This is a genomic window from Yoonia maritima, assembly GCF_003003285.1.
GTDB lineage: Bacteria > Pseudomonadota > Alphaproteobacteria > Rhodobacterales > Rhodobacteraceae > Yoonia > Yoonia maritima.
Genome location: NZ_PVTP01000016.1, coordinates 1 through 21,122, shown reverse-complemented (window position 1 = coordinate 21,122; position 21,122 = coordinate 1). Strand labels below are relative to the sequence as shown.

The 21,122-nt window shown below is 51.8% G+C and carries 10 protein-coding genes and 1 pseudogene; 8 read left to right on the top strand and 3 right to left on the bottom strand.

The features are described 5' to 3' along the window. Positions 1–2 precede the first annotated feature (2 nt). Positions 3–7,115 (top strand): type I polyketide synthase, encoded by a 7,113-nt coding sequence (locus tag CLV80_RS17250; protein ID WP_106359194.1) that lies wholly within the window; start codon positions 3–5, stop codon positions 7,113–7,115. Beyond that, positions 7,112–7,897, top strand: coding sequence for an aspartyl/asparaginyl beta-hydroxylase domain-containing protein (locus tag CLV80_RS17245; protein ID WP_165793414.1), 786 nt, complete (start codon positions 7,112–7,114; stop codon positions 7,895–7,897). The genes CLV80_RS17250 and CLV80_RS17245 overlap by 4 nt, the downstream gene beginning before the upstream one ends. A 307-nt stretch (positions 7,898–8,204) precedes the next feature. On the opposite strand, the gene CLV80_RS17240 is transcribed toward CLV80_RS17245, so the two are convergent. Both CLV80_RS17240 and CLV80_RS17235 read right to left on the bottom strand, forming a co-directional pair. After that, positions 8,205–9,296: a ParB/RepB/Spo0J family partition protein gene (locus tag CLV80_RS17240; protein WP_106359192.1), complete on the bottom strand. Its 1,092-nt coding sequence runs from the start codon at positions 9,294–9,296 to the stop codon at positions 8,205–8,207. Positions 9,297–9,306: 10 nt separating this feature from the next. After that, positions 9,307–10,638, bottom strand: coding sequence for an AAA family ATPase (locus CLV80_RS17235; RefSeq protein WP_106359191.1), 1,332 nt, complete (start codon positions 10,636–10,638; stop codon positions 9,307–9,309). A gap of 475 nt (positions 10,639–11,113) precedes the next feature. On the opposite strand from CLV80_RS17235, the gene CLV80_RS17230 reads away from it, so the two are divergent. Then, positions 11,114–11,797 carry a hypothetical protein gene (locus tag CLV80_RS17230; RefSeq protein WP_106359190.1) on the top strand — a complete coding sequence of 228 codons (684 nt, stop codon included), beginning with the start codon at positions 11,114–11,116 and terminating at the stop codon, positions 11,795–11,797. 77 nt (positions 11,798–11,874) lie between these two features. Beyond that, the gene (locus tag CLV80_RS17225; protein WP_106359189.1) at positions 11,875–12,957 is read left to right on the top strand and encodes a Fic family protein; all 1,083 of its coding nucleotides are present in this window, start codon (positions 11,875–11,877) and stop codon (positions 12,955–12,957) included. A gap of 137 nt (positions 12,958–13,094) precedes the next feature. Here CLV80_RS17225 and CLV80_RS18675 read toward each other — a convergent pair. Next, a pseudogene (locus tag CLV80_RS18675) lies at positions 13,095–13,383 on the bottom strand (hypothetical protein); the annotation flags it as partial. A gap of 439 nt (positions 13,384–13,822) precedes the next feature. Between CLV80_RS18675 and kdsA the strand changes: the two are divergent. The 4 genes from kdsA to CLV80_RS17205 all read left to right on the top strand — a co-directional run bounded on the left by kdsA (position 13,823) and on the right by CLV80_RS17205 (position 20,980). Continuing rightward, on the top strand, positions 13,823–14,656 hold the full coding sequence (kdsA, locus tag CLV80_RS17220; RefSeq protein ID WP_106359188.1) for a 3-deoxy-8-phosphooctulonate synthase: 834 nt from the start codon (positions 13,823–13,825) through the stop codon (positions 14,654–14,656). Positions 14,657–14,844: 188 nt separating this feature from the next. Further along, positions 14,845–15,840 carry a KpsF/GutQ family sugar-phosphate isomerase gene (locus tag CLV80_RS17215; RefSeq protein WP_106359187.1) on the top strand — a complete coding sequence of 332 codons (996 nt, stop codon included), beginning with the start codon at positions 14,845–14,847 and terminating at the stop codon, positions 15,838–15,840. A 164-nt stretch (positions 15,841–16,004) separates the two neighbouring features. After that, complete coding sequence (locus tag CLV80_RS17210) at positions 16,005–17,153, top strand: glycosyltransferase (protein WP_106359186.1); 1,149 nt, start codon at positions 16,005–16,007, stop codon at positions 17,151–17,153. 41 nt (positions 17,154–17,194) lie between these two features. Then, positions 17,195–20,980 carry a capsular polysaccharide export protein, LipB/KpsS family gene (locus CLV80_RS17205; protein WP_106359185.1) on the top strand — a complete coding sequence of 1,262 codons (3,786 nt, stop codon included), beginning with the start codon at positions 17,195–17,197 and terminating at the stop codon, positions 20,978–20,980. Positions 20,981–21,122: the final 142 nt, after the last annotated feature.

Genomic DNA, 21,122 nt, shown 5'->3' with positions numbered 1-21,122 from the left:
ACTTGCAAAAATTTAAACTGCTAACCAATCTGTTCTGTCAGGCAGACCCGGATCTGGCCACTCGGGACTGTCTGGTTTTCCTTAATGCACGCGGCGCTGAAACAGACCGCTATTCTTACGCCCAGCTGCGGGTTTGGACCCAAAGGCTGGCACAGACCTTTATAGAACACGGGCTAATCCGGCGCGAACCCGTTGCAATGATCATCACCCAACAAGCAAGATTCACATTGTGTTTTGCGGGATTGATGCTGGCTGGTGCCGTGCCTGCACCGCTCGCCGGGATCACGCCGCGCGCAGAACACGCCAGTGTCAAACGACTTCTGCGGATCCTGCACGCTGACGCGATAAAGACGCTTGTGGTCGAAAGCGAGCAACACGGGCAAATACAACAACTCTTGGCGCAATCGGGATTGGAGGATGTCAAAGTGCTTGCCCTCGACGATCTGATGGCACAGCCACCGCAACAGGCCTTTGACCTCACAAGCCACCCTGCCCCCGATCCATCGGACGTAGCCTATGTCCAATACACCTCCGGCTCAACCGCGCGCCCCAAAGGCGTGGCTTTAAGCCATGAGAATGTGCTGGCCAATCTGGCCTTTATGGACCGTATTTTTGAACAAACCGGCACCGTGCGTATGTCCTGTTGGTTGCCACTGCACCATGATATGGGGTTGGTCGGCAACCTTCTAAAGGTGCTCTATGGTCAGGGGTTCGGCGTATTTATGCCCCCCAACGCGCTGATGTATAACCCCGCGTTGTGGTTTCAAACCATCCATGACAACCGCGTCAATACTGTGGCCACGCCTGATTTTGCGCTTGGGCTGTGTGCCGATCGGGTTGATCCCGATCCGGGGTGGGATTTGTCCTGCCTGACGCAAATCTTTGTCGGAGCCGAACCCGTCAAACTGGGAACACTGAACACTTTTGCCGACAGGTTCCATGCCTGTGGACTGGCCGCGTCAGCCTTGCGCCCGGTCTACGGCATGGCCGAAGCAAGCCTTTTGGTCGCCGGCGGTGCCCAAGACCTGACCCAGGTCCGAGACCATATCCTGCAACGCCCGCTCGGCGGTGGCGATCACACGCGCGACCTGCTGCCTTATGCCGTGCATGATGGCATCACTGTGGCCATCCGCGATCCTTTGACACAGGACCTATGTCCTGATGACACTATAGGCGAAATTTACCTGACTGGTGACAGCCTTGCGCGCAACTATCTGGACGGGTCAGCGCTGGCCCCAACAGACGCCGGGATGCCAACCGGAGACTTAGGATTGTTACATGACGGCCGCCTCTACATCACAGGCCGCAAGAAAGACGTGGTGATCGTGCGCGGCCTCACCCTGCCGGCCGAAGATATCGAAACGCTTTTGCAGCAAACACTGGGCAAGGTTCTGGGCGGTTTGCCTTCTGTTGCGATATCACGGCACTTTGGCGATGACGAACAACTGTATCTGTTCCAAGAAGCACCGCGCTCTGCGACGGGGGCGGATCTGGCATCGCTGCGCAAACAGATTTCCGCCACGTTGATCGAACATTACGGCTGGGCTCCGGCCCAGATTGTGTTTGTTCCAGCGAAATTTCTACCACGCACCACCAGCAACAAAATCGCGCGCGCGCTATGCATGGAGCAGTACCTAGCGGGAACGTTAAAGACGCTTTCCCCGCGCGCGCCCGAGACGCCGATCACCACGGTGCCGTCAGTCACACCCGTAGATCCAGACGACCCAATTGTGATTGTCGGCATGGCCTGCAATTTCCCCGGAGCTGCGTCTATCGACACCTTTTGGGAAAATCTATGCAACGGCGTGGATTCGATCACCGAAGTGCCGCCTTCACGGTGGGATAATGACCTTTGGTACGACCCCCGCCCCGGTATCCCAGGCAAAACAAACACCAAATGGGGCGGATTTGTCGATGAGCTGGACCTGTTTGACGCAGATTTGTTTGGCATGTCAGCCATCGAAGCCCGTGAGACCGATCCCCAACACCGCATGTTGCTGGAAACCTCGTGGCGGTTGCTAGAATATATGGGCCACAAGAAATCCGATCTGGCCCGGTCAAATACCGGCGTGTACGTGGGCATCAGCGGTGCGGATTACCTGCACGCCAAAATCTCCCTCACTTCGGGGTTGACCAGCCACAACGCTTACACCGGGTTGGGCAATGCCCATTGCATCGCGGCCAACCGGCTGTCGTATTTCTACGACCTCAACGGCCCCAGCATGAGCGTCGACACCGCCTGTTCATCATCTCTCACCGCGTTTAATCTGGCGGTGCAGTCCATGCGGCAGGGCGAATGCGATCAGGCCATCGTGGCAGGCGTGAACACGATGTTCACCCCGGGATCGACCACCGTGCTTAGCCAGTTTGGCATGATGTCCCCCGACGGACGGTGCAAGACCTTTGATGCCAGCGCCAATGGCTATGTCCGCTCTGAAGGCTGCGGCATGGTGATGATCAAACGCAAATCCGCCGCTTTAGCCGCAGGCGACAGGATTTTGGCGCAGGTTTGTGCCGTTGTGTCGGCACAGGACGGCGCAGGCTCGGACCCCGGCGGCGGTATCACCTTTCCCAACGGCGCGGCGCAGCAAGCGTTGATCGCCCGCGCATTGGATCAAAGCGGGCTTTCTGGGGCCGAAATCACCTATGTCGAAAGCCATGGTACGGGCACCACCGCAGGCGACCCGATTGAAGTCGCACAAATCAAACACCATTATGGGCAGATCAATCCGGATGGACCCAAGCGGTGCTGGATGGGTGGGGTTAAAGCCAACATCGGCCATCTGGAATCAGCTGCCGGGATCGCGGGGCTGATCAAAACAGTATTGGTGCTTCAGCACAAACAGATCCCACCGCAAATCCACATTCAGGCTCTCAACCCCAATATCAACCTTAGCGATACCCGGCTTGCCATCCCAAACGCGCTCGAATCGTGGGACTTGCCCGACGGCACACCGTATCTGGCGGCCGTCAGTTCCTTTGGTTTCGGTGGGGCGCTGGCGCACGTGATCCTGTCAGAGCCCGACATCCAACCCCACAACGCGCCCCAAAACCCCGACATGCCCGGGTTCAAAACGTATCCTCTGGCCGTTACCGCCAATTCGCATGACGGGCTGCGGGCGACACTGGCAACCGTGTCGGGCTGGCTCAAAGATCGTCCCGGTCTGCCACTGTCCGACATCAGCCATTCCTTTGCCAAAGGTCGCACGCCATTGAAACACCGCGCTGCGGTGGTGGCGGTTCAGGGTCAGGATGCCGCTGCTCAGTTCGACGAACTCTTGGCCCAAGACACCTGGGACACCGCGGCAGACCACAGCCAACTGCCCTGTTACCTCTTTTCCGGTCAGGGAGAGCTTTACGCCCAAATGGGCAAGGACTTTTATCAGCGATACCCGGTCTTTCGCGCAGCCTTTGACGAATGTGCCGCAGTGATTGACCCGCTTGAGCCAGGCTTTGATCTGGCCGAATACGCCTTTGCCGACCGGGACCAACATATCGACAAAGACCGCTACAACCTGCCGATCCTGTTTGCTAATCAACATGCGTTGACCACCCTGTTTCACGCATGCGGCCTGACGCCATCCTATGTGCTGGGTCATAGCATGGGCGAATTTGCCGCCGCTAGCGCCGCCGGCGCGCTATCCCCCCAAGATGCCATTTGGCTCTTGTATCATCGCAGCCGCCTGATGGAGGATGTCGTCGAACCGGGTGCCATGTTCGTGGCCAACGCACCACCCGAACAGGTCAACGCGTTGCTCGACCCAGATCTGGGACAGATCGCAGCGTATAATGGACCCAACCGGCTGACCGTGTCAGGCCAGATGACCCATATCAACCAAGTCCACGCAGCACTTGCCGAGCAAGGGGTGAAAACCCGACATCTCAACACTAATTTTGCCTTTCACAGCCCGCTGGTCCGCCCAGTTTTGGACGCCTATCGCAGCTTTTTGGATCAAGTCACGTTTCATCCGCCCAAACTGCCGTGGATCTCCAGCGTTACCGCCGATTTTGTGACAACCACGCCTGACGCAGACCATTGGATCAACCAGCTCAGCCAGCCAGTGCTTTATGACCAATCCCTCGACCATCTGCGCCTGCAATCGGTCGATTTCGTCGAAATCGGACCGGGCGGCGCCTGCCTCGCGTTGGCACTGGCCTGTTTGGGCAAACGCGACGCGCACCATATGCGCACGATGTTATATGCCGAACCGTCGCGCAAAGAAGACGGGTTCTTCATCGATATGCTGAAAAATCTGTATCTGCGTGGGCTGGATTTGGACTGGTCAGGCGTGATGGGCGGGCATTTTTACCCCGAAAAATTACCACCCATGGTGATGGATCGCAAACGCCATTGGCTCAAGGTTATCTCACCCGAGACCTTTGTCAAATTCAACGACGGCTCGTTGCATCACACCGATGACCCGGTGCCATTTGCTGCGCCGGACCGGGTCGAACCTAACCCAGCGAAACCCGAGCCTGACATCACGTCCCAGGAGGGCTGGCATTACACCACCTCATGGACCCCGACGCCCGCGCCGCCCGACACTGACTTTGCCGACCGCGCAATGAGGTGGATGGTCGTGGGCGCCAACACGCCTTTGACCGCGGCCTTGTGCCACCAGATTAAAGCCCGCGGAGATGGATGTTACTGGATCGAACATGGGACAGATAAAGCGGTGGGACGGGGCAAATCCGCGCAAAATAGCACCAAGCCAGATGCACATATCACCTTGTCCGATGCCACGAACCGCGATCAATGGCGGCAAGCAATCTGGGACATTGCCCATCGGTGGAGCACGCAAGAACCGATCCCGTGGAAAATCCTGTTTGTCTGCCCGGACACGGATCTGGTGGACAATGATCTTGACGGGTTGAACGCCTATCAATCGGGCAGTTTCACCAGCTTGATCGAAATGCTGCGCGAGCTGAAGGAACAGGTATTTTTCTGTCCCGTTTGGCTTGTGACCCCGAACACGCAGGCCGTTCAAGACCAAGGCACCGTATCGCCAATGGCGGCCCCGATCTGGGGTTTTGGTAAAACCTTGTTCATGGAACAACCTGACATTCGCGGCGGGATGATCGACTATGACCGCGCGGATGATCCTGTTGGCACGGCCGATCACATCCTGCGCAAGGCGGTGACGCCGGAATTTGAACCCTTTGTCGCCGTGCGGGACGGCAGGATGTATGTCCAGCAAATCACCCCCGCGCCTTTGCCCGCGCAAACGCGCGCAGACTTCAGGCCCGATGGCGTTTTCATCGTAACCGGAGGATTGGGCGGGCTGGGACTGGCCACCGCCCGTTGGCTCGCCGACAAAGGCGCGCGGCACATTGCGTTGTTGTCGCGCCGTGACATGCCGCCCAATACTGCGTGGGGCTCCCTTGGCCAGGACGATCCGTTTTATGCGGCCAGCCGCACAATCAGCGACCTGCGGGCGCAGGGCATTCAGATTGATACGCACGCCGTCGACCTGCGCGATGCCGCATCGGTTACAGCTTTGTTTGATAACTTCGATGCTGCAGAGATACCCATCCGTGGCGTGCTTCACGCTGCCGGAGAAAACTGGTTTGATCGCGTGCAAGACATTGATATTTCAGCCCTTATCGACACGCTGAAAACCAAAGTTCAGGCAAGCTGGCATTTGCACAACCTGACCAAAGACCGCGACCTAGACTGCTTTGTGCTGTTTTCTACGGTCTCCGCGCTGTGGGGGTCCGCCAAGCTCAGCCACTATACAGCTGGCAACCATTTTTTGGATGCTCTGGCAAACCTGCGTGCTGCACAATCGCTACCGGTGACCAATGTCAATTGGGGGCCGTGGGACGACGTCGGGATGAGCGCAAAGGATAGCGAAAAACCCACGCTGCAAAAGCTGGGTTTCTACCTGATGCCCGTCCCCGATGCCCTGACTGCGATGGAAACCGCCATGGCACAAAATCGCCACTCTAGCATGATCTGTGCAGTGAACTGGCAGACCTACGCGCCGATCATTAAATTCGCCACGCAACCGTCTTTCTTTGCCCCTATTGATCACGGCGACCACAGGAAATTGACCACAGCCCCCAAACGGCTCAAATCCCTGCGAGCTTTGGACCGGGACGTGGCTTTGGACGCAATCGGACGGGTGATCCGCAAAGAATTACAATCCGTTACCCTGCTGGATGATACTGATGAACTAAAAGGAGACATGCGGTTCAACATCATGGGCATGGACTCTTTGATGACCATGACCTTTGCGGCCAATCTGGAAAACTACTTCCAATGTGAATTCCCGACCACGCTGGCCTATAATTACCCCACCATCGACACCCTTGGCACGTTTATCTACGACGTGATCCATCAAGCCGCACCGGACAAGGTCACACCTGACACGGAGGACCTGACCCCGTGGCTCAGACCCTTGAACAGGTCAGTCGTAGATGTGCCAAAACTCGTGTGCCTGCCCTTTGCCGGCTCCGGGGCTTCTGCCTATGCGGAATTGGCGGCCAAGCTGGACGGCACCCGCGATGTCATCGCGCTGCAACTTCCTGGCCGCGAAGACCTAGCCGACATGACCCTCTGGTCCAACCTGCAAGACGTGGTGGCCAAAATCGCCCAAGATCTTGAGGCAATCCAAGGGCCCTATACGCTGTTTGGGCATTCCATGGGGGCGATTTTGGCCTATGAGCTGACCGCGTATTTGCAGCACGCGGGCCAACGAATGCCCCAGCTCCTAATCCTATCTGGCGCCGACTGCCCCATCCCCAACACGGACGCCCGCGCGGTACATCTACTGGAGGACGATGTATTCATCGACACCGTTCTGGACAGCTACGGATCGGGAGACACCGACGACGAACGTCGCCAAGCCGTTACCCGGATCAAAGACCTTTTACGCGCCGATCTCACTTTGCTGGAAACCTCTGAAGCCTCCGACATTAAGCTAACCTGCCCTGTGGCCGCCATCCATGCCACGGACGACACGCTGACCACGCGCGATGGCATGGCCGCATGGGCAAAGCTGTGCAAAGATGCGTTTTTCCTGCAAACTCTGACGGGCGGACATCAAAAGATCATCGACAGCACCGACACTGCGCTTGGCGCGATCACCAAAGCAGAGCACCTTGTTCTATGACACATACTCCAGAAACGGCGCAGACCGTGACGCAGAAAGACCCCTGGTACGCAATATTTGGCGGACGGTTCCCCGGCGATCAGCCGTTTTTCTATGACCCGAACGAATTTGATTGGGTGGCCGTATTTGAATCCCAATGGGAAACCATCCGTGATGAATTGTTTGCCCTCACACAGATTGAGCCCGAACGCGTCAAACCCTATGACTTCAACCACGCCATGTCATTTCCACCTCTGCACTGGAAAACCATGGGGCTCAAATTCTGGGGCATTCGTATTCATAAGAACCTCGACCGTTGCCCCACACTCGCAGGCATCCTTGAGGCGCGGCCCGAAATCACCAGCTTGTCTCTCAGTATTCTTGAACCCCACTCTAACATCAACCCGCATCAAGGCGACACAGACGCAGTCTACCGCTGCCATCTCGGGCTGAAGGTACCCGCGCCTTTGCCGGATTGCGGGTTTCAGGTGGGTACGGACATTCGCAGCTGGGAAGAAGGTAAAATTCTGGTTTTCTGCGATGCGCAGACCCACACAGCATGGAACCAGACCGATGAACGGCGCGCAGTGGTGATCTTTGACGTGATGCGGCCGGAATTTCAGAACCGCACACGCGGGATTTGCACCCATGTTATGGCATCCATGATCATCCAGAAAATGTACTCGAACTCTGCGTGGTTGCGACAACGCAGAGCATGGGTCAAACGCTGGCTTTATACAGGTTTACGGTTGGGGTTCTACGCGTACATCCCGTATAAAAACAAGTTTGGTGCCCGTCGCTGATTGGTCTTGTCCCACTTACGTTCCTGTCTTTCGTTCGAAAGCCGAGGGGCTTTGGGCACCCAGTGATGAATGGTGGAAGCGCCGAAGCGGGGCGGGTGCATTTACATCCGTCCGATCGAAGTTTCGAGTTATACCGGTGATGTTGAAGTTACGTTCAAAAGAGCGACCGACCGCTGCGTATCGAGATCGCTTGGATACCGCCCCTCACCTAAAATTCACGGTGGTCCAAGAACTTTGTGTAAGGGGCGTAAAAAATATATTAGATTCAGTACTTTAAAACACTGATCTGTTATGAACAGTGTCCAGTTTATTCCAAAGCTGCCAATAGCCTTGCGATCCCCTGCTCTAGCTTTTGTCGGTCAATGGCTGTTAGGTCGCGGTCCATTTTGAGGGTAAGTTGCCCTACCCCAGCAACGCATTTGACGCGGTCTGTGCCGGTGCCAACTTCGAATGTGGTGCGCGGGCGGCGGCTCGCGCCCTGCCCTGCCCCATCCGCTGCTTTGCTGGCCGGGCGCGGTGCGCTCGCGGTGGTCATTTCGCGCAGCACGCCGAGTTCGTCAGCGACGGAGCGGTTATCCCAGCCATCCAGTTTGGCCCGCAATGCGCGCAACGCCTTTGGGTCGCTTTCGATCAGTTTCAGGACAGCGAGCCCGAGATTACGCGACATTTCTTCGGGGTATCTGAGAACGCCATCGACCAAATCCATCAGCCGCGCAAATGATCTGATATAGCTGCGGCGCTGATAGTTGGCAGATTGGAACAGCTCGGCCACCGCGTCATCGACGTTCATTGGTGTGGTGTCTGGATCAGCGGCATAAGCTTGCGCCGTTAACGCCATTTCAGCAAATGACAAATCTTTACGGATCAGGTTTTCATCAACCATGCGACGGTACAATCCGGCGACACCTTCCCCGCGGGGAAGAATACCAGCGGGGATTTCGCCCCATGCATCGCCATCCTCGGCAAGCAACGCGCGATAGGCTGACAGTCGACGGAAGCCTTGGATCAGTTCATATTTGCCGTCGTCGCGTTCTTCGACACGAATTGGGTTGGAAAGCCCAACGTCGCGGATCGAGGTTACCAGCTCAGACAGATCAGGGTCTGGGCCCGGTTTGCGGTCACGGACCAATACTTGGGTCACGATGGCATCAAGTGGGATCATCGCAGTGACAAGCCCTGCCCGTTTCAGCGCGACAAATTCATGCGCGAGCGCATCGTTTTCTGCTCTGATCTTGGCTTCGGCACTGGCGCGTTCATTCAGCGCGCCAGCGTTTTCGGCAATGGCGCTGGCCATGGGACCTTTGCGACGCGTGCTGGTATCTGGGGTGCTAACGCGCTGTGTTTCAGGCTCCGCCATGTCGGGCATCGCGATGTCAAAAATGCGTTTCTTCTTGCTCATCATTGGCTCCTTATTCTTTCACATCTTCCCCGCGGGGAAGATCTTCTGCGGCCATCTTTTCCCACGCGGGAAGCATAGCATCGTGGAATTCTGTCCAAGCTTGGTCAAACGATCCACGCGCACGGCGCCATGTTTCGCGTGTCATTTCCCGGTAGTCGATTTCATAAACCGAGCTGAGGAAGCGGTTGGATTGTTCGACAGCCCGTGTGGTTTCAATTGGGTGTTTTGCTAATCTATCGCCAAAGACCTGTTCAAATGCCTGATACATCGCGCGGTGCAAATCGTTGCCTTGTTCATAGCGCGTCAACAGGAACCGAATTTCGCGGAACACTTTGGGCAAGTCGATCTTCCCCGCGGGGAAGGATCCGGTGAACCCGTCTGACAAATCCTCGAGGGCCTCGGCCAGCTGACCGATAAAGGATGTCGTGCTGTCGTATTCCCAGTAGCCCGGTCCTGATGGAATGCAGAGCATGTCCGCCGCGAACACAGCGTTCATCGATTGGTAGCCAATTGCTGGTGGGCAATCGAAAAAGATCAGGTCCCATGTGTCGTCAGGCAGCTGATCCAGATAACGCGACACAGCCGCAAAGAATGACCATTCGGGGTTCAGGTGCCGGTACTGCGCGCTGGCGAATTCAACAAAGGCCGCGTTCGCACATGATGGGATGATGTCGATCGTGGGCCAGTTGGTTGGACGCACGAAGTCTCCGATGCGCAAATCCTGAAGGCCGAGTCCGCGAATTGAATCCGGGATTGAGCGACGGGGCAGGGCGGTGCCGCTTTCGGCGGCAACGGGCGCTGCATTCATCCGGTCGGTTTCGCGGACCAGATCGCGCGCCATGATGCCCCAGACGGTTTGTTCTTCGCTGACGTCGGTCAGCCCCATAGAGTGGGACAGGGTGGCTTGTGGGTCAAAGTCGACCACCAGCACGCGATAGCCATCAAGTGCGGCGGCGTGCGCGAAGTGTAGAGCGACGGTAGATTTACCAGCGCCGCCTTTGAAGTTGGCGATGGCAGTACGGAAAGCGCGGCCAGCAGGGCGGGCGGGCATCAGGGATTTACCCTTTACCTTCATCTTGCGGCGCAGGGTGTTCACCTCTTCTAATGAGAACCAACGCTGCCGCCCGTCGGGTTCGACCTTCCCCGCGGGGAAGGTGGGGTCAGCGGCAAGGCGCCCCCGAAAGGTAGACTGGTTCATCCCCAAGATCAGCTCTGACACTTCCCATGAGGAGAAACGACGGAGGACTTTTTGATCCTCTGGAGAGAAGGTCTGCTGGCGGATCCAGCTTTGCATTTTCAATGAACGCGTTTGCATGTCACGCAGGTCTTCGTGTGTATACATTAGTTCCTCGGACGCTAATTCTTGTATAATTTTTAAATACGCCTAATTTGCACGTCGTGTCTACACGCGATATCGTTTTTTTATATCTTCCCCGTGGGGAAGGTCCCCAAGGAAAATAAGGGGCCACAGGCAGGTGAACCGATTCGGCGCAATGAGGCTCTATCCTGCGGGTTGGTGACCATATTTAGGGGGACACGGGATGTGTTCTTCTAGCTGATGGGGGGACATCAAGGCCTAATAGGGTGACACCCTGCATGTCCCCCTATACCATTATATATACCCATTTCTTTTTTCTTTGATTGGGAATGGGGTTGTAAAAACACGAATCCTTGACAATTCACCCCAACTCAACGCTAATCACGTCGAGGTTCGGAATAGCGTTGTAAATTCGTAAATCGACCGTACGGTTGGTACATAACAAATATACGAAGCAGCGTTCAAACTATCCGTGGCAGTGCCGCACGGGAGAGCAGTGATGCAGGTGAAAGCAACGGGGCCTAAGGCTTCCGTCGTCAAATATGATATTCTAACAGCCCTGATGACGCTCGGGCTGCATGATAAAGGTATTGATGGCCGCCTTGCGCAACGTTTGGCTTTGTTGATCACTGCACGGTTTAATTGGCAATCTGAGACATTCTGCGTTGGCTTGCGCGAGATCGCGCGGATGTGGTCTGTGACTGAGCGGACGACAAAACGCGAGCTGGCGCTTATGCGCGCTCGTGGGTGGATTTCGGTTCATCGCAATGCGGCGCGGGGCAGGGTGACAGAACACCGTGTGCATTTGAACGCTGTACTGGAAGCCACTCGTTTGTGCTGGCCACTGGTTGGTCCTGACTTTGTTGCACGGATGGGGCAGGGGCCCCAAGAGCAGCCAGCGAGCGAAAACGTGGTACCTTTTGCCAAGGCGGGTGCAGAGGCCCCGCAAAACGACGGGACAATTTGGGCGGCCGCTTCGCGGGTGATGTTCGACAATGACCCGGCAGTGCATGCGGCGTGGTTTTCGAAGGTTACCGAAGTCGGTCGTGATGGTTCACGGTTGGAACTGGCGGCGCCAAGCGCCTTTGCTGCGCGTTATATTGAAACCCATTATGCGGGGCGTGTTTTGGCGGCGGTCACGGCTTGCGATCCAAGCGTGACGACGGTGCGGATCACTGGATAATGCTATGAAGTGATTGGCTGGATTTTTCACATCAAAATAGTTCTTTATTTGATCTGAATAGCTGCTACAATCACCTCATGGTACAGATATGGCAGTCGGGGCTTTGGCCCAAGTTCATTTACGATCACGAAGCAGTGGAACCGCATTTGGCGGATGCGATGCAGGTTCTGGGCGAGGTGCAGGGCGTTCATGCTGGTATGGGGCCAGATGATCTGGCCGAGCTACGCCGCATGCAGATCGTGCAAGAGGCGCTTGCTTCGTTTGAGATTGAAGGCGTTACTCTTAACCATGATGAGATCGAAGCCTCTGTCATCGCGTCGATAAAACATCGCGAAGGTGCTGCCATTGCCCGCAGGTCTGATGCGATTGCGGCCTTGATGATGGCCGCCCGTAATGTGCAGGGACCTGTGAGAGGGCAAGACCTGTGCGAATGGCATCGTTTGTTGTTCTATGGGATTGAGGTTGAAAACCTTGGTGCTTGGCGCGGTTTCGATATTGAGATCGTACGCTCTGCGACCGCAGGATCCCATGATGTGCTGTATAAAGCCCCGCCGCCAGATTTGGTGCCGGGGTATATGCAGGATTTCACCGCATGGTTGGCGGAGGAGGTCGCGTTGCCTGTGCCGATCCGCGCGGCGATTGCCCATTTGTGGTTTGAATCCATTCACCCGTTCTCGGATGGGAATGGCCGGATTGGCCGCGCGCTGATCGAGGCGGTTTTTGCCGCGTCTCATCCGCTGCCATTTTCACTGTCGCGCCAGATCGAGAAGGAAAAGCTGGATTACTACGCGGCCCTTCAGGCCGGTCGCCAAGAGGGCAGGGGGGGCATTGATGCGACCCCGTTTGTGGTGTGGTTCTTGAACACGCTGACCCGTGCCGCTGATGCCGGCCGGGCAGAGGCGATGTATTTGGTCCGTCGTAATCATTTCTTTGTGCGCCATGCGGCTGATCTAAACGCCCGTCAGCACAAGGCGTTGACGGCTATCTTTGCGCAAGGTCCCGAGCGAGTGATGCTTGGCCTAAGTGCGAAGGGGTATCGTAAGATTGCCAAAACCACGGCCCCCACAGCAACTCGCGATCTCGCGGCGCTGGAAAAGGCAGGGGTGCTGAAACGATCAGAGGCCGGTGGGCGTTCGACAAGCTATGAGATTTTGTACTGAGTTGAGCGTCGTTTACCAGAGGTCTAGGAGCAGGCGTCGAGATGCCTAACCCATGTTTGGGTTTTCGGGGCCTGATCTGCTAAGCGCCTGTCTTGTGCCACACGATGGTTGGATGAATCAGTCCAGCTTCGTTTGATTTATGAAATATAGCCATTAACAACTGAATAGCCCCTAGTCTCTGAGACACCTTCTTGGTTCATGATGTGCCGTCTGTTTCCGAAATCGATGGGCGACAGGATCCCGCTTCTGGTATGTTTGCGTTTCAGATTATACATGTCGTCGAAGACGCCCTGTCTTGCTTACTCGCGCGTTTTGTAAAGGCGGCTGGCGTTTGAGTGGATTGAAGACGCTTTCGGCGGCTGCATTGTCATGACAATTTCCGCGCTTCCTCATTGAATGTTCAAGATCGTGGGGGCGAAGGAAGTGGGAACATCTGGTGGATCTGTGGTTGGCAAGTTGAAGCCCATATGGTGCGCAGATGGTGAGATGTCTAATGATCAAATGGTGGAGCTTCTAATATGCAACCTGTGTAAGGAACCAAACCCCTCATAGGGGATGTTTTCGACAAAGCGCGCAGGGAAACGCCGGTTTATGAATTTCACGGCTGAACCCATTAAAAATGGGGGGATTACCAATCCAGTTCAAATCATTCATAGCGACGACCGAACAGGTCCAACTAGAGGCTTCGCAGGAGAATAGGCCGCGCACTTTATGTGAAGCCATCGGGACAGTGGCTGATACTTGTTCATAATCTTGCCAGCACTATTCCTCACTATGCAAGATATCGGGAAAAGTTGCTTTTAGTTTGTTTCAACCTGAGGCATACGACATGCAAACATCGTGGCCCAACATAAGTAGGTAAGTCATGCACAAAATTGATATTGGCCATTTGAGTGTTAGCAATGACGCCCCACTTATGCTGATAGCCGGGCCTTGCCAGCTTGAGGGCTTGGATCATGCTCAAATGATTGCAGGTCATATGGCTGAGGTTTGCGCAGCTCATGGTGCACAGTTTGTTTTTAAAGGTAGTTTTGATAAGGCTAATCGAACATCTTTGAATGGCAAACGCGGTCTTGGCATTGATGAAGGTCTAAAGGTTATGCAAGCTGTCAAAGATAGCGTTGGATGCCCTGTGTTGACGGATATTCATACACCTGAACAGTGCAGCACGGTTGCTGAAGTCTGTGATATTATGCAAATTCCTGCGTTTTTATGTCGGCAAACTGATCTACTTCTTGCAGCTGGCGAAACAGGCGCTGTTATCAATATAAAAAAGGGTCAATTCCTAGCGCCATGGGATATGCCGAATGTCGTCGCGAAAATTGAAAGCACTGGAAACAATCGGATACTTCTAACTGAACGGGGATCATCGTTCGGCTATAACACGCTAGTGGCTGATATGCGTTCGCTGCCGACAATGGCGAAAAGCGGATATCCAGTTGTGATGGATGCAACCCATTCCGTGCAGCAGCCCGGTGGGCAGGGCGGATCGTCTGGTGGGCAGCGAGAGTTTGCGCCAGTTATGGCTCGCGCTGCTGTTTCTTTAGGTATTGCAGCGGTCTTTATTGAAACGCATGAAGACCCGGATAACGCTCCATCTGACGGTCCGAACATGATACCACTTGATAAGATGGAGGCTCTTGTCGAAAGCTTAATGGCTTTTGATAGGCTGGCCAAAGCTAACCCTATACGTGTATGATCGTGTAATAAGTTAGGTACCACCTTACTCATTCTTTCGCTATTTAGGTTAATATTCAGGCATTCAGATTCTCACTACCTCAAGGGGGAATGTGAAGAGATATATACCCGTGTGCCAGACACGATACGTATATATCACGGCCTTTAACGCTTAGCGAAAAGATACTTCCGTAGACTTGAAAGGCTAAAATGAAACTAGCAGAAGCCAATCAAAACAATATTTTGCCGATGAGCGATGAAACTACGTCTATTGTCCAGTCAGTATTGCAGGTTGAAGCCGAAGCATTGCTGCAGTTAAGCCGCGAAACACCACCTGAGATTGCGCAAGCGATTCATTCAATCCATGAATCTACGGGTCCTTTAATCGTAGCCGGTGTTGGAAAAAGCGGTCACATTGCGCGCAAAATCGCGTCTACCTTTCGATCTCTTGGTAAGCGTGCGGCGTTTCTTCATGCTGCCGAAGCAAGTCACGGAGATCTGGGGATTATTCACGACGATAGCGTCGTTTTGGTTCTTTCCAATTCAGGTGAAACGACAGAACTCGCAGATTTGCTTGCCTACTGTCGGCAATACAAAATCCCGGTCATTAGCATCACCGCAACCAAAGAAAACACCCTTGCTAGATCAAGTACGATCGCGATTGCTCATGGTAAGGTTCCCGAAGCTTGCATCAACGGTTTAGCACCAACCACGTCTACGACAGTTGCGTTAGCTATTGGTGACGCACTGGCCGTTGGTTTTAGTCATCTGTTAAAATCGGTACCTGAAGATTTTCGGCGTTATCATCCAGGTGGGAAGCTTGGATTACGACTGCTAAATGTTGGAGACCTGATGGTAGCTGGGGATCGCCTGCCTATTGTTGCCCCGACTACACCAATGCATGATGTCGTGATCACAATGTCATCAAAAGGATTAGGTGTAGCACTGGTCATTGACGGAGACAAAACGTTAGGTCTGATCACCGACGGTGATATGCGTCGTAATGTAGAACGCCTGTGGGATTCACAAGCTTGCGATTTACTCTCGAGTGCAAAGCCTGTGAGTATAGCGAAGATGACAACGGCGAGTGAGGCTCTCAAAGAGATGACCTCACGCGGGATCACCTGCTTATTGGTTCATGATAGATCAAAAAAAACATGTGGGCTTCTACATATACATGACTGTTTGCGCGCTGGTGTGGAGTGATTAGCGCGACGTATTGGTCAAAATCTGATGTTGGACTGTGGAGGTTTGGATGACATTCCGTCAAAGAGTAAACATTCGCTTGGGTTGTGAGGCTAAAATGCTGGATGAAATCCCCCTACTGATGTTCATGACGTTTCAAAACTTCCCTACGAAGGAATAGATCCATGAAAATATCCTTTATTGTACCTTGGATTACAAAGAGTCGTGGGGGTACCGAAAACGTTGGTCACCTCATGGCAAATGCGATGGCCAAGAAAGGGTACGAGATAAACGTTTACACGTTTGATGATAGTAAATCTCCATCAGTATGGCCCTTAGCCGACACGGTAAAGATTCATTACCTTCCTCAAGGAGATAACATTAAGGCAAGCTATCAAATGACAGTCGCCTTGGCAGAGGATTGTCCAGATTTGATTGTCGGGCTTCATATGAACCAATGGCTTCTAAAATATGCGGTAACCGCACAAAAAATAGAAGTCCCCTTGGTGCTATCAGAGCATATTGACCCGCATTTTCCTAAACGACTTGGTGTTTTTAGTGAAGAGCAGAGATTGGCGGCTTTTACTGGAGCTACTAGAATACATTTACTCACCGAAACCTTTAAAGACGCTTTGCCAGAATATCTGCAGAATAAGACTGATGTCATACCAAATACGGTTATGGAAACGGATCAGCTATGTGATCCAAGGGGAGGGGGGCAAAAAAAGCTGATTACGGTTGCGCGCCTAGTACCGCGTAAAAACTTATCACGGCTTATCGATGAGTTTGCCATCATAGCGGGACGTCACCCCGATTGGGTGTTGCAAATTCTCGGTGACGGTCCTGAAATGAAAAATCTTAAAGTCCGGGCTAAAGATAAAGGCGTTGCTGGACAGGTTGAATTTTTGGGGCATTCAGACAGCCCTTATTCTTACTTGGAACAAGCGCAACTTTTTGTTTTACCGTCACTTTTTGAAGGATTTCCTATGTCTTCACTTGAAGCTATGGCACATGGGATGCCTCTTGTTGGTTATGCAGCATGCAATGGTATTAATGAACAAATCGTCAGTGGAGTTAACGGTCTTCTTGCTAAGCGCAGCCTGGAAGCAGGGTGCCTAGCTGAATGTCTCGATGAGTTAATGAGTAAGGACGATCTCAGAGAGAAGATGGGGGCAGCCTCTAAAAAGAGATTTGATAAGTTGTATTCGAACACAACAGTATTCGATGCGTGGGAGACTATTTTCAAGACTGCTATAGAGGCTGGACCCTCAAATATTAACACTCAAATAGAAACCGATGCACAAAGTGAAATTTGGCAATTGGTCAACTGCTAGCAACTCACGCCTTCCCATGCACAAGTATAACTGAGATATCCATGCCAAACGAAAACCATATAGCATTTGAAAAATTTGATGATCATTTACGTCTAGCCCGAAACGAAGGCGTAAATGATCCCGAGTTCGACTTTCGAGATTGGGTTATTAGTAACCGATATCAAGCATGGAATGTCGGTTATTTCGAAGCAAACTTAACCAAACGGTATGGCGCTAACCTACGTAAATTGTTCCCGAACGCATTGGGAATAGAGGACAAAAGGCATGGGAAAAGTCAACACTATATGATCTTAGGCACTATCTATAAAGATCCTGAGAAAAGTCATAAGGGCGGAGTGAAAACTTTACAGTCATTCCAAACAGGCGACACCTTACTATTGTTTGAGCAAGGTTTCTTAGCCTCTACACATAGCTGGTCCGAGTCATTTAAAGTCAATGATCCCGGGTTGGGATGCCTTGGCTATGTATATGACGACATTTCATACTATTTTATGGCGGACTATCCAAATCGTCTTATCCACCGCATGAATAGTAACAATGAGCTGTCGGATGAAGAGGTCAGCCGTGCACGAGCGGTAATGGCTCGGATAGTGGAACAAAAGATATCTAAGTACAATTCTCAGCCCATTGTTATGCCTGCAATGTCGGATGGATACGATGACCGTGTCCTAGTTTGTGATCAAGCTTTTGCTGATGCGTCGACTATCTATGGAAAACTGACTGAACGCGATTTTGAAAAAATGCTGCTGGCTGCTATTCGCGAAAATCCAGATTCACAAATCCTGATTAAGACACACCCAGATACTCATTGGGAGAAGGGTAAACGTGCAGGTTACTTTAATCATCTTGAAGATGTTGGCCGTATTCGCATCCTGCGAGATCCAGTAAACCCGTACAGTTTGTTCAATTGCGTTAATAAAGTGTACGTTGGCTCATCTCAAATGGGATTGGAGGCGTTATTCGCGGGTAAAGAAGTTATCTGCTTTGGTGCACCATTCTATGCGGGATGGGGGTTGACAGATGATAGGCAAACCATCCCGCACCGCCATCGCAAAAGATCTTTAGAAGAAGTGTTCCATTATTTCTATATATGGTACACGATCTACCATGTTCCGAATTGTGTAATTCCGAGTAGCATAGAAGACGCAATTGATTTTATAGAACAAAACCGTCCAGTAAAAATGCCGATTGGTGCTCAGAACGAATGCGATAGACCAAGCGTATCTGTAATTTTACCAGTTTATGGTGTGGAAAAATATATCGATCAATGTCTTAAATCTATCCGAAATCAATCGCTTAAAGAAATCGAAATTATAACGGTAAATGATTGTAGCTTAGATGGAAGCCAAGCGATCATTGATCAGCATGCTGCTGAGGATCCACGTATTAGACCTATCGTCCTGAACAAAAATGCCGGCCAAGGGTTTGCTCGAAATGTCGGTGTTGAATCTGCACGCGGAGAGTACGTATTTTTCTTGGACTCAGATGACCTTTTCTATGATGAACATATCCTTAAACGTACACTGCAAGCGGCAAACGACGATCAATCTGAAATGGTCAGAGTTCAGAAAGTGGTTTTCCAAGACAAAACTTCACACAAAAGTGGAAAACTGGATGGGAATGAACGTTACTTTCAAGAACAAAAAATTGTACCGAACAGTAATAAATCTGCCGAAATTTTGAAAAGTTGGCATGTATGGCAATTTCTTTACAAACGAGAACTGCTTATTAAATACGATATAAAATTCAAATCAGGACAATGGGAAGAACGAGGTTTTGTATGCGAGTGTTATCGGCATACAAACCAAATTACCTGTTTGCCTCTACCTGGTGTTGCATATCGAAAGCGATCAGACAGCACAATGAGCAAGGTACGTACCGAAAATGACTTAGCAATGTTTTTGACCAATATCGAAAGCGTTCAAAAGTCCATGAGGGGATCAGCAGCCGAAGGCTTTGCACGGTATCAAATGATTAATGCTCTTATGTTACCGCAATGGTGGAAAACTGTTCAGCATGTTGCTTCTAAAAAAGGTGAGGCCAACACACTTAATAGAATAGCTCAAGCATTCGGTTCACCTGAGAGCGGGGACGACGCAGATCTTAGCGATTTTCCATCACTGAATCTGCAACGACCACGCTTATTACTCGCCCTTCAAGCAATCTACACATCTCGTTGGGACATTCTGGAAATAGCTGCCGATAGAAAAGAAATTCCTCAAGCGGAATACCTCGCCGAAATGCTCCACAATCCTCAAAATGATGAGGAACGTATTTTACAAGAAGCTCTGTCGCTTTACGCTAGAAATGAGTTGGTAGCTACCGATAGAGATGCGGTCCTTCACAGCAAGACGATTGAGCAAAAACCAAGGCTTCTTATACACATAGGGTCAACGAAGACTGGATCTACGTTCATCCAACACTTTCTAGAACAAAATCGTGCAGCATTATTACGGGATGGTGTTTACGTACCGGAAGTAGGTTTGTTTTGGCAGAAAACCCGGCCTCATAAACAGGCAGGGCACGCCAATTTTGTGCCTGAAGCTGTTCATGGGAAAAACAATCTAAAAGAGCACGTTGATGCTGCTGTGTCGCTTATGGGTGATCGAATACATACTGTTATTTTGTCCTCTGAAGCCTTCTTCCTTAATCCTAACGCTATAGAGTTAGCTCGTCATTTTTCAGATTATGATGTGGAGATGGTAACCTATTTACGTCGCCAAGATGACTGGGCCAACTCGCAATACGCTGAGTTTGTCGCAGGTGGCGCCGTTGGGCGTGTGGATAAGTCGATCGAGGATTGGTTGGAGACTGACCAAACGCGCAATCGAATGGACTACTATGGTCGCATAAAGCTTTGGGAGACTGTAATAAATAAGTCAAAAATACATATAGGTATTTACGATAGAGAACAGTTGAATGATGGTGATATCATTAGTGATTTCTTAATGCTCACCCATCTGGAAAAATATGCGGATTTACCTCGACCAGAAGCTGGGAAAGAGAACCAGTTTCCGTTCGGGACGGCTCACGTTAACTTAATCCGTAGGTTGAACAAAAATGACTGGTCAGATCGAAATGCATATTTCAACTTCATCGAGGAGGCTGGGCGGAAGGTCACCGAACTTCGCGAATTGAAGAAAAACATATCCGCTTCAAAGCTCAACCTTCTCACTAATACTCAGCGAAGTTCGATTATGCTGGAAGTGGAAAATACAAATAAAAACCTCGCGATAGAGTTTTTAGGTCGTCAAGATGGTACACTATTTGCACCTGTTATACCCAAGAACGACGACATATTAGATTCCATTAGCAACGATGAATTTGATGCAATTATGCGCGCCAATGATAAATGGGCGCCAAAAAAGAAGGCATCGAATGCTCAATCCCTAAAGAGAGTAAAAAAGAAGGACAATCTAGAAGCTGAATTGACGAACGTTACGCCTTTCAAAGTGTCGGATAGTCTATTATTTAAGACTTTTTCAATTATTAGTTATCCATTTCTATCAAGGAAAAAGCGGAAAAAGCTTCATGAGCAACCACGCAAATTTTTTAATGATAGTAGAAGTTCATATCTTCGCGCTACCTACAGCGTTATCAAGTGGGAAAAGTCCAAGAGAAGCAGGGACGATGAAAGTGACGGCTCATTGTTTCCTACACACAAGACATTAGTCGTAAAGTTTATTCGGCTATATGGCCGAAAAATGAGCGGGCAAAAGCTCGCTAAGCTTAATAACAGCCCTGACTTATTTTTCTCGGATATGAGTGGTATCGGGGCTAACACAATTCGGAAAGTTTTGATGATTGAACGCCGCTGGCGCAGTTGATGTGAATTCTGTAAATGCAAAAAATCACATTATTGCCCAGGGCAATCTGAATAGCCCCTAGTTTCCTAGACACCTTCTTGGTTCACATTTAGCTGTCTGTTTTCGAAGTCGACGGGCGACAGCATTCCGTTTCTGGCATGTT

Bases quoted from the DNA above. Each gene is read 5' to 3' on its own strand.
- kdsA (WP_106359188.1), top strand. From the start codon at position 13,823: ATGCACAAAATTGATATTGGCCATTTGAGTGTTAGCAATGACGCCCCA.
- CLV80_RS17210 (WP_106359186.1), top strand. From the start codon at position 16,005: ATGAAAATATCCTTTATTGTACCTTGGATTACAAAGAGTCGTGGGGGT.
- CLV80_RS17225 (WP_106359189.1), top strand. From the start codon at position 11,875: ATGGTACAGATATGGCAGTCGGGGCTTTGGCCCAAGTTCATTTACGAT.
- CLV80_RS17205 (WP_106359185.1), top strand. From the start codon at position 17,195: ATGCCAAACGAAAACCATATAGCATTTGAAAAATTTGATGATCATTTA.
- CLV80_RS17235 (WP_106359191.1), bottom strand. From the start codon at position 10,638: ATGTATACACACGAAGACCTGCGTGACATGCAAACGCGTTCATTGAAA.
- CLV80_RS17245 (WP_165793414.1), top strand. From the start codon at position 7,112: ATGACACATACTCCAGAAACGGCGCAGACCGTGACGCAGAAAGACCCC.
- CLV80_RS17215 (WP_106359187.1), top strand. From the start codon at position 14,845: ATGAAACTAGCAGAAGCCAATCAAAACAATATTTTGCCGATGAGCGAT.
- CLV80_RS17230 (WP_106359190.1), top strand. From the start codon at position 11,114: ATGCAGGTGAAAGCAACGGGGCCTAAGGCTTCCGTCGTCAAATATGAT.
- CLV80_RS17240 (WP_106359192.1), bottom strand. From the start codon at position 9,296: ATGAGCAAGAAGAAACGCATTTTTGACATCGCGATGCCCGACATGGCG.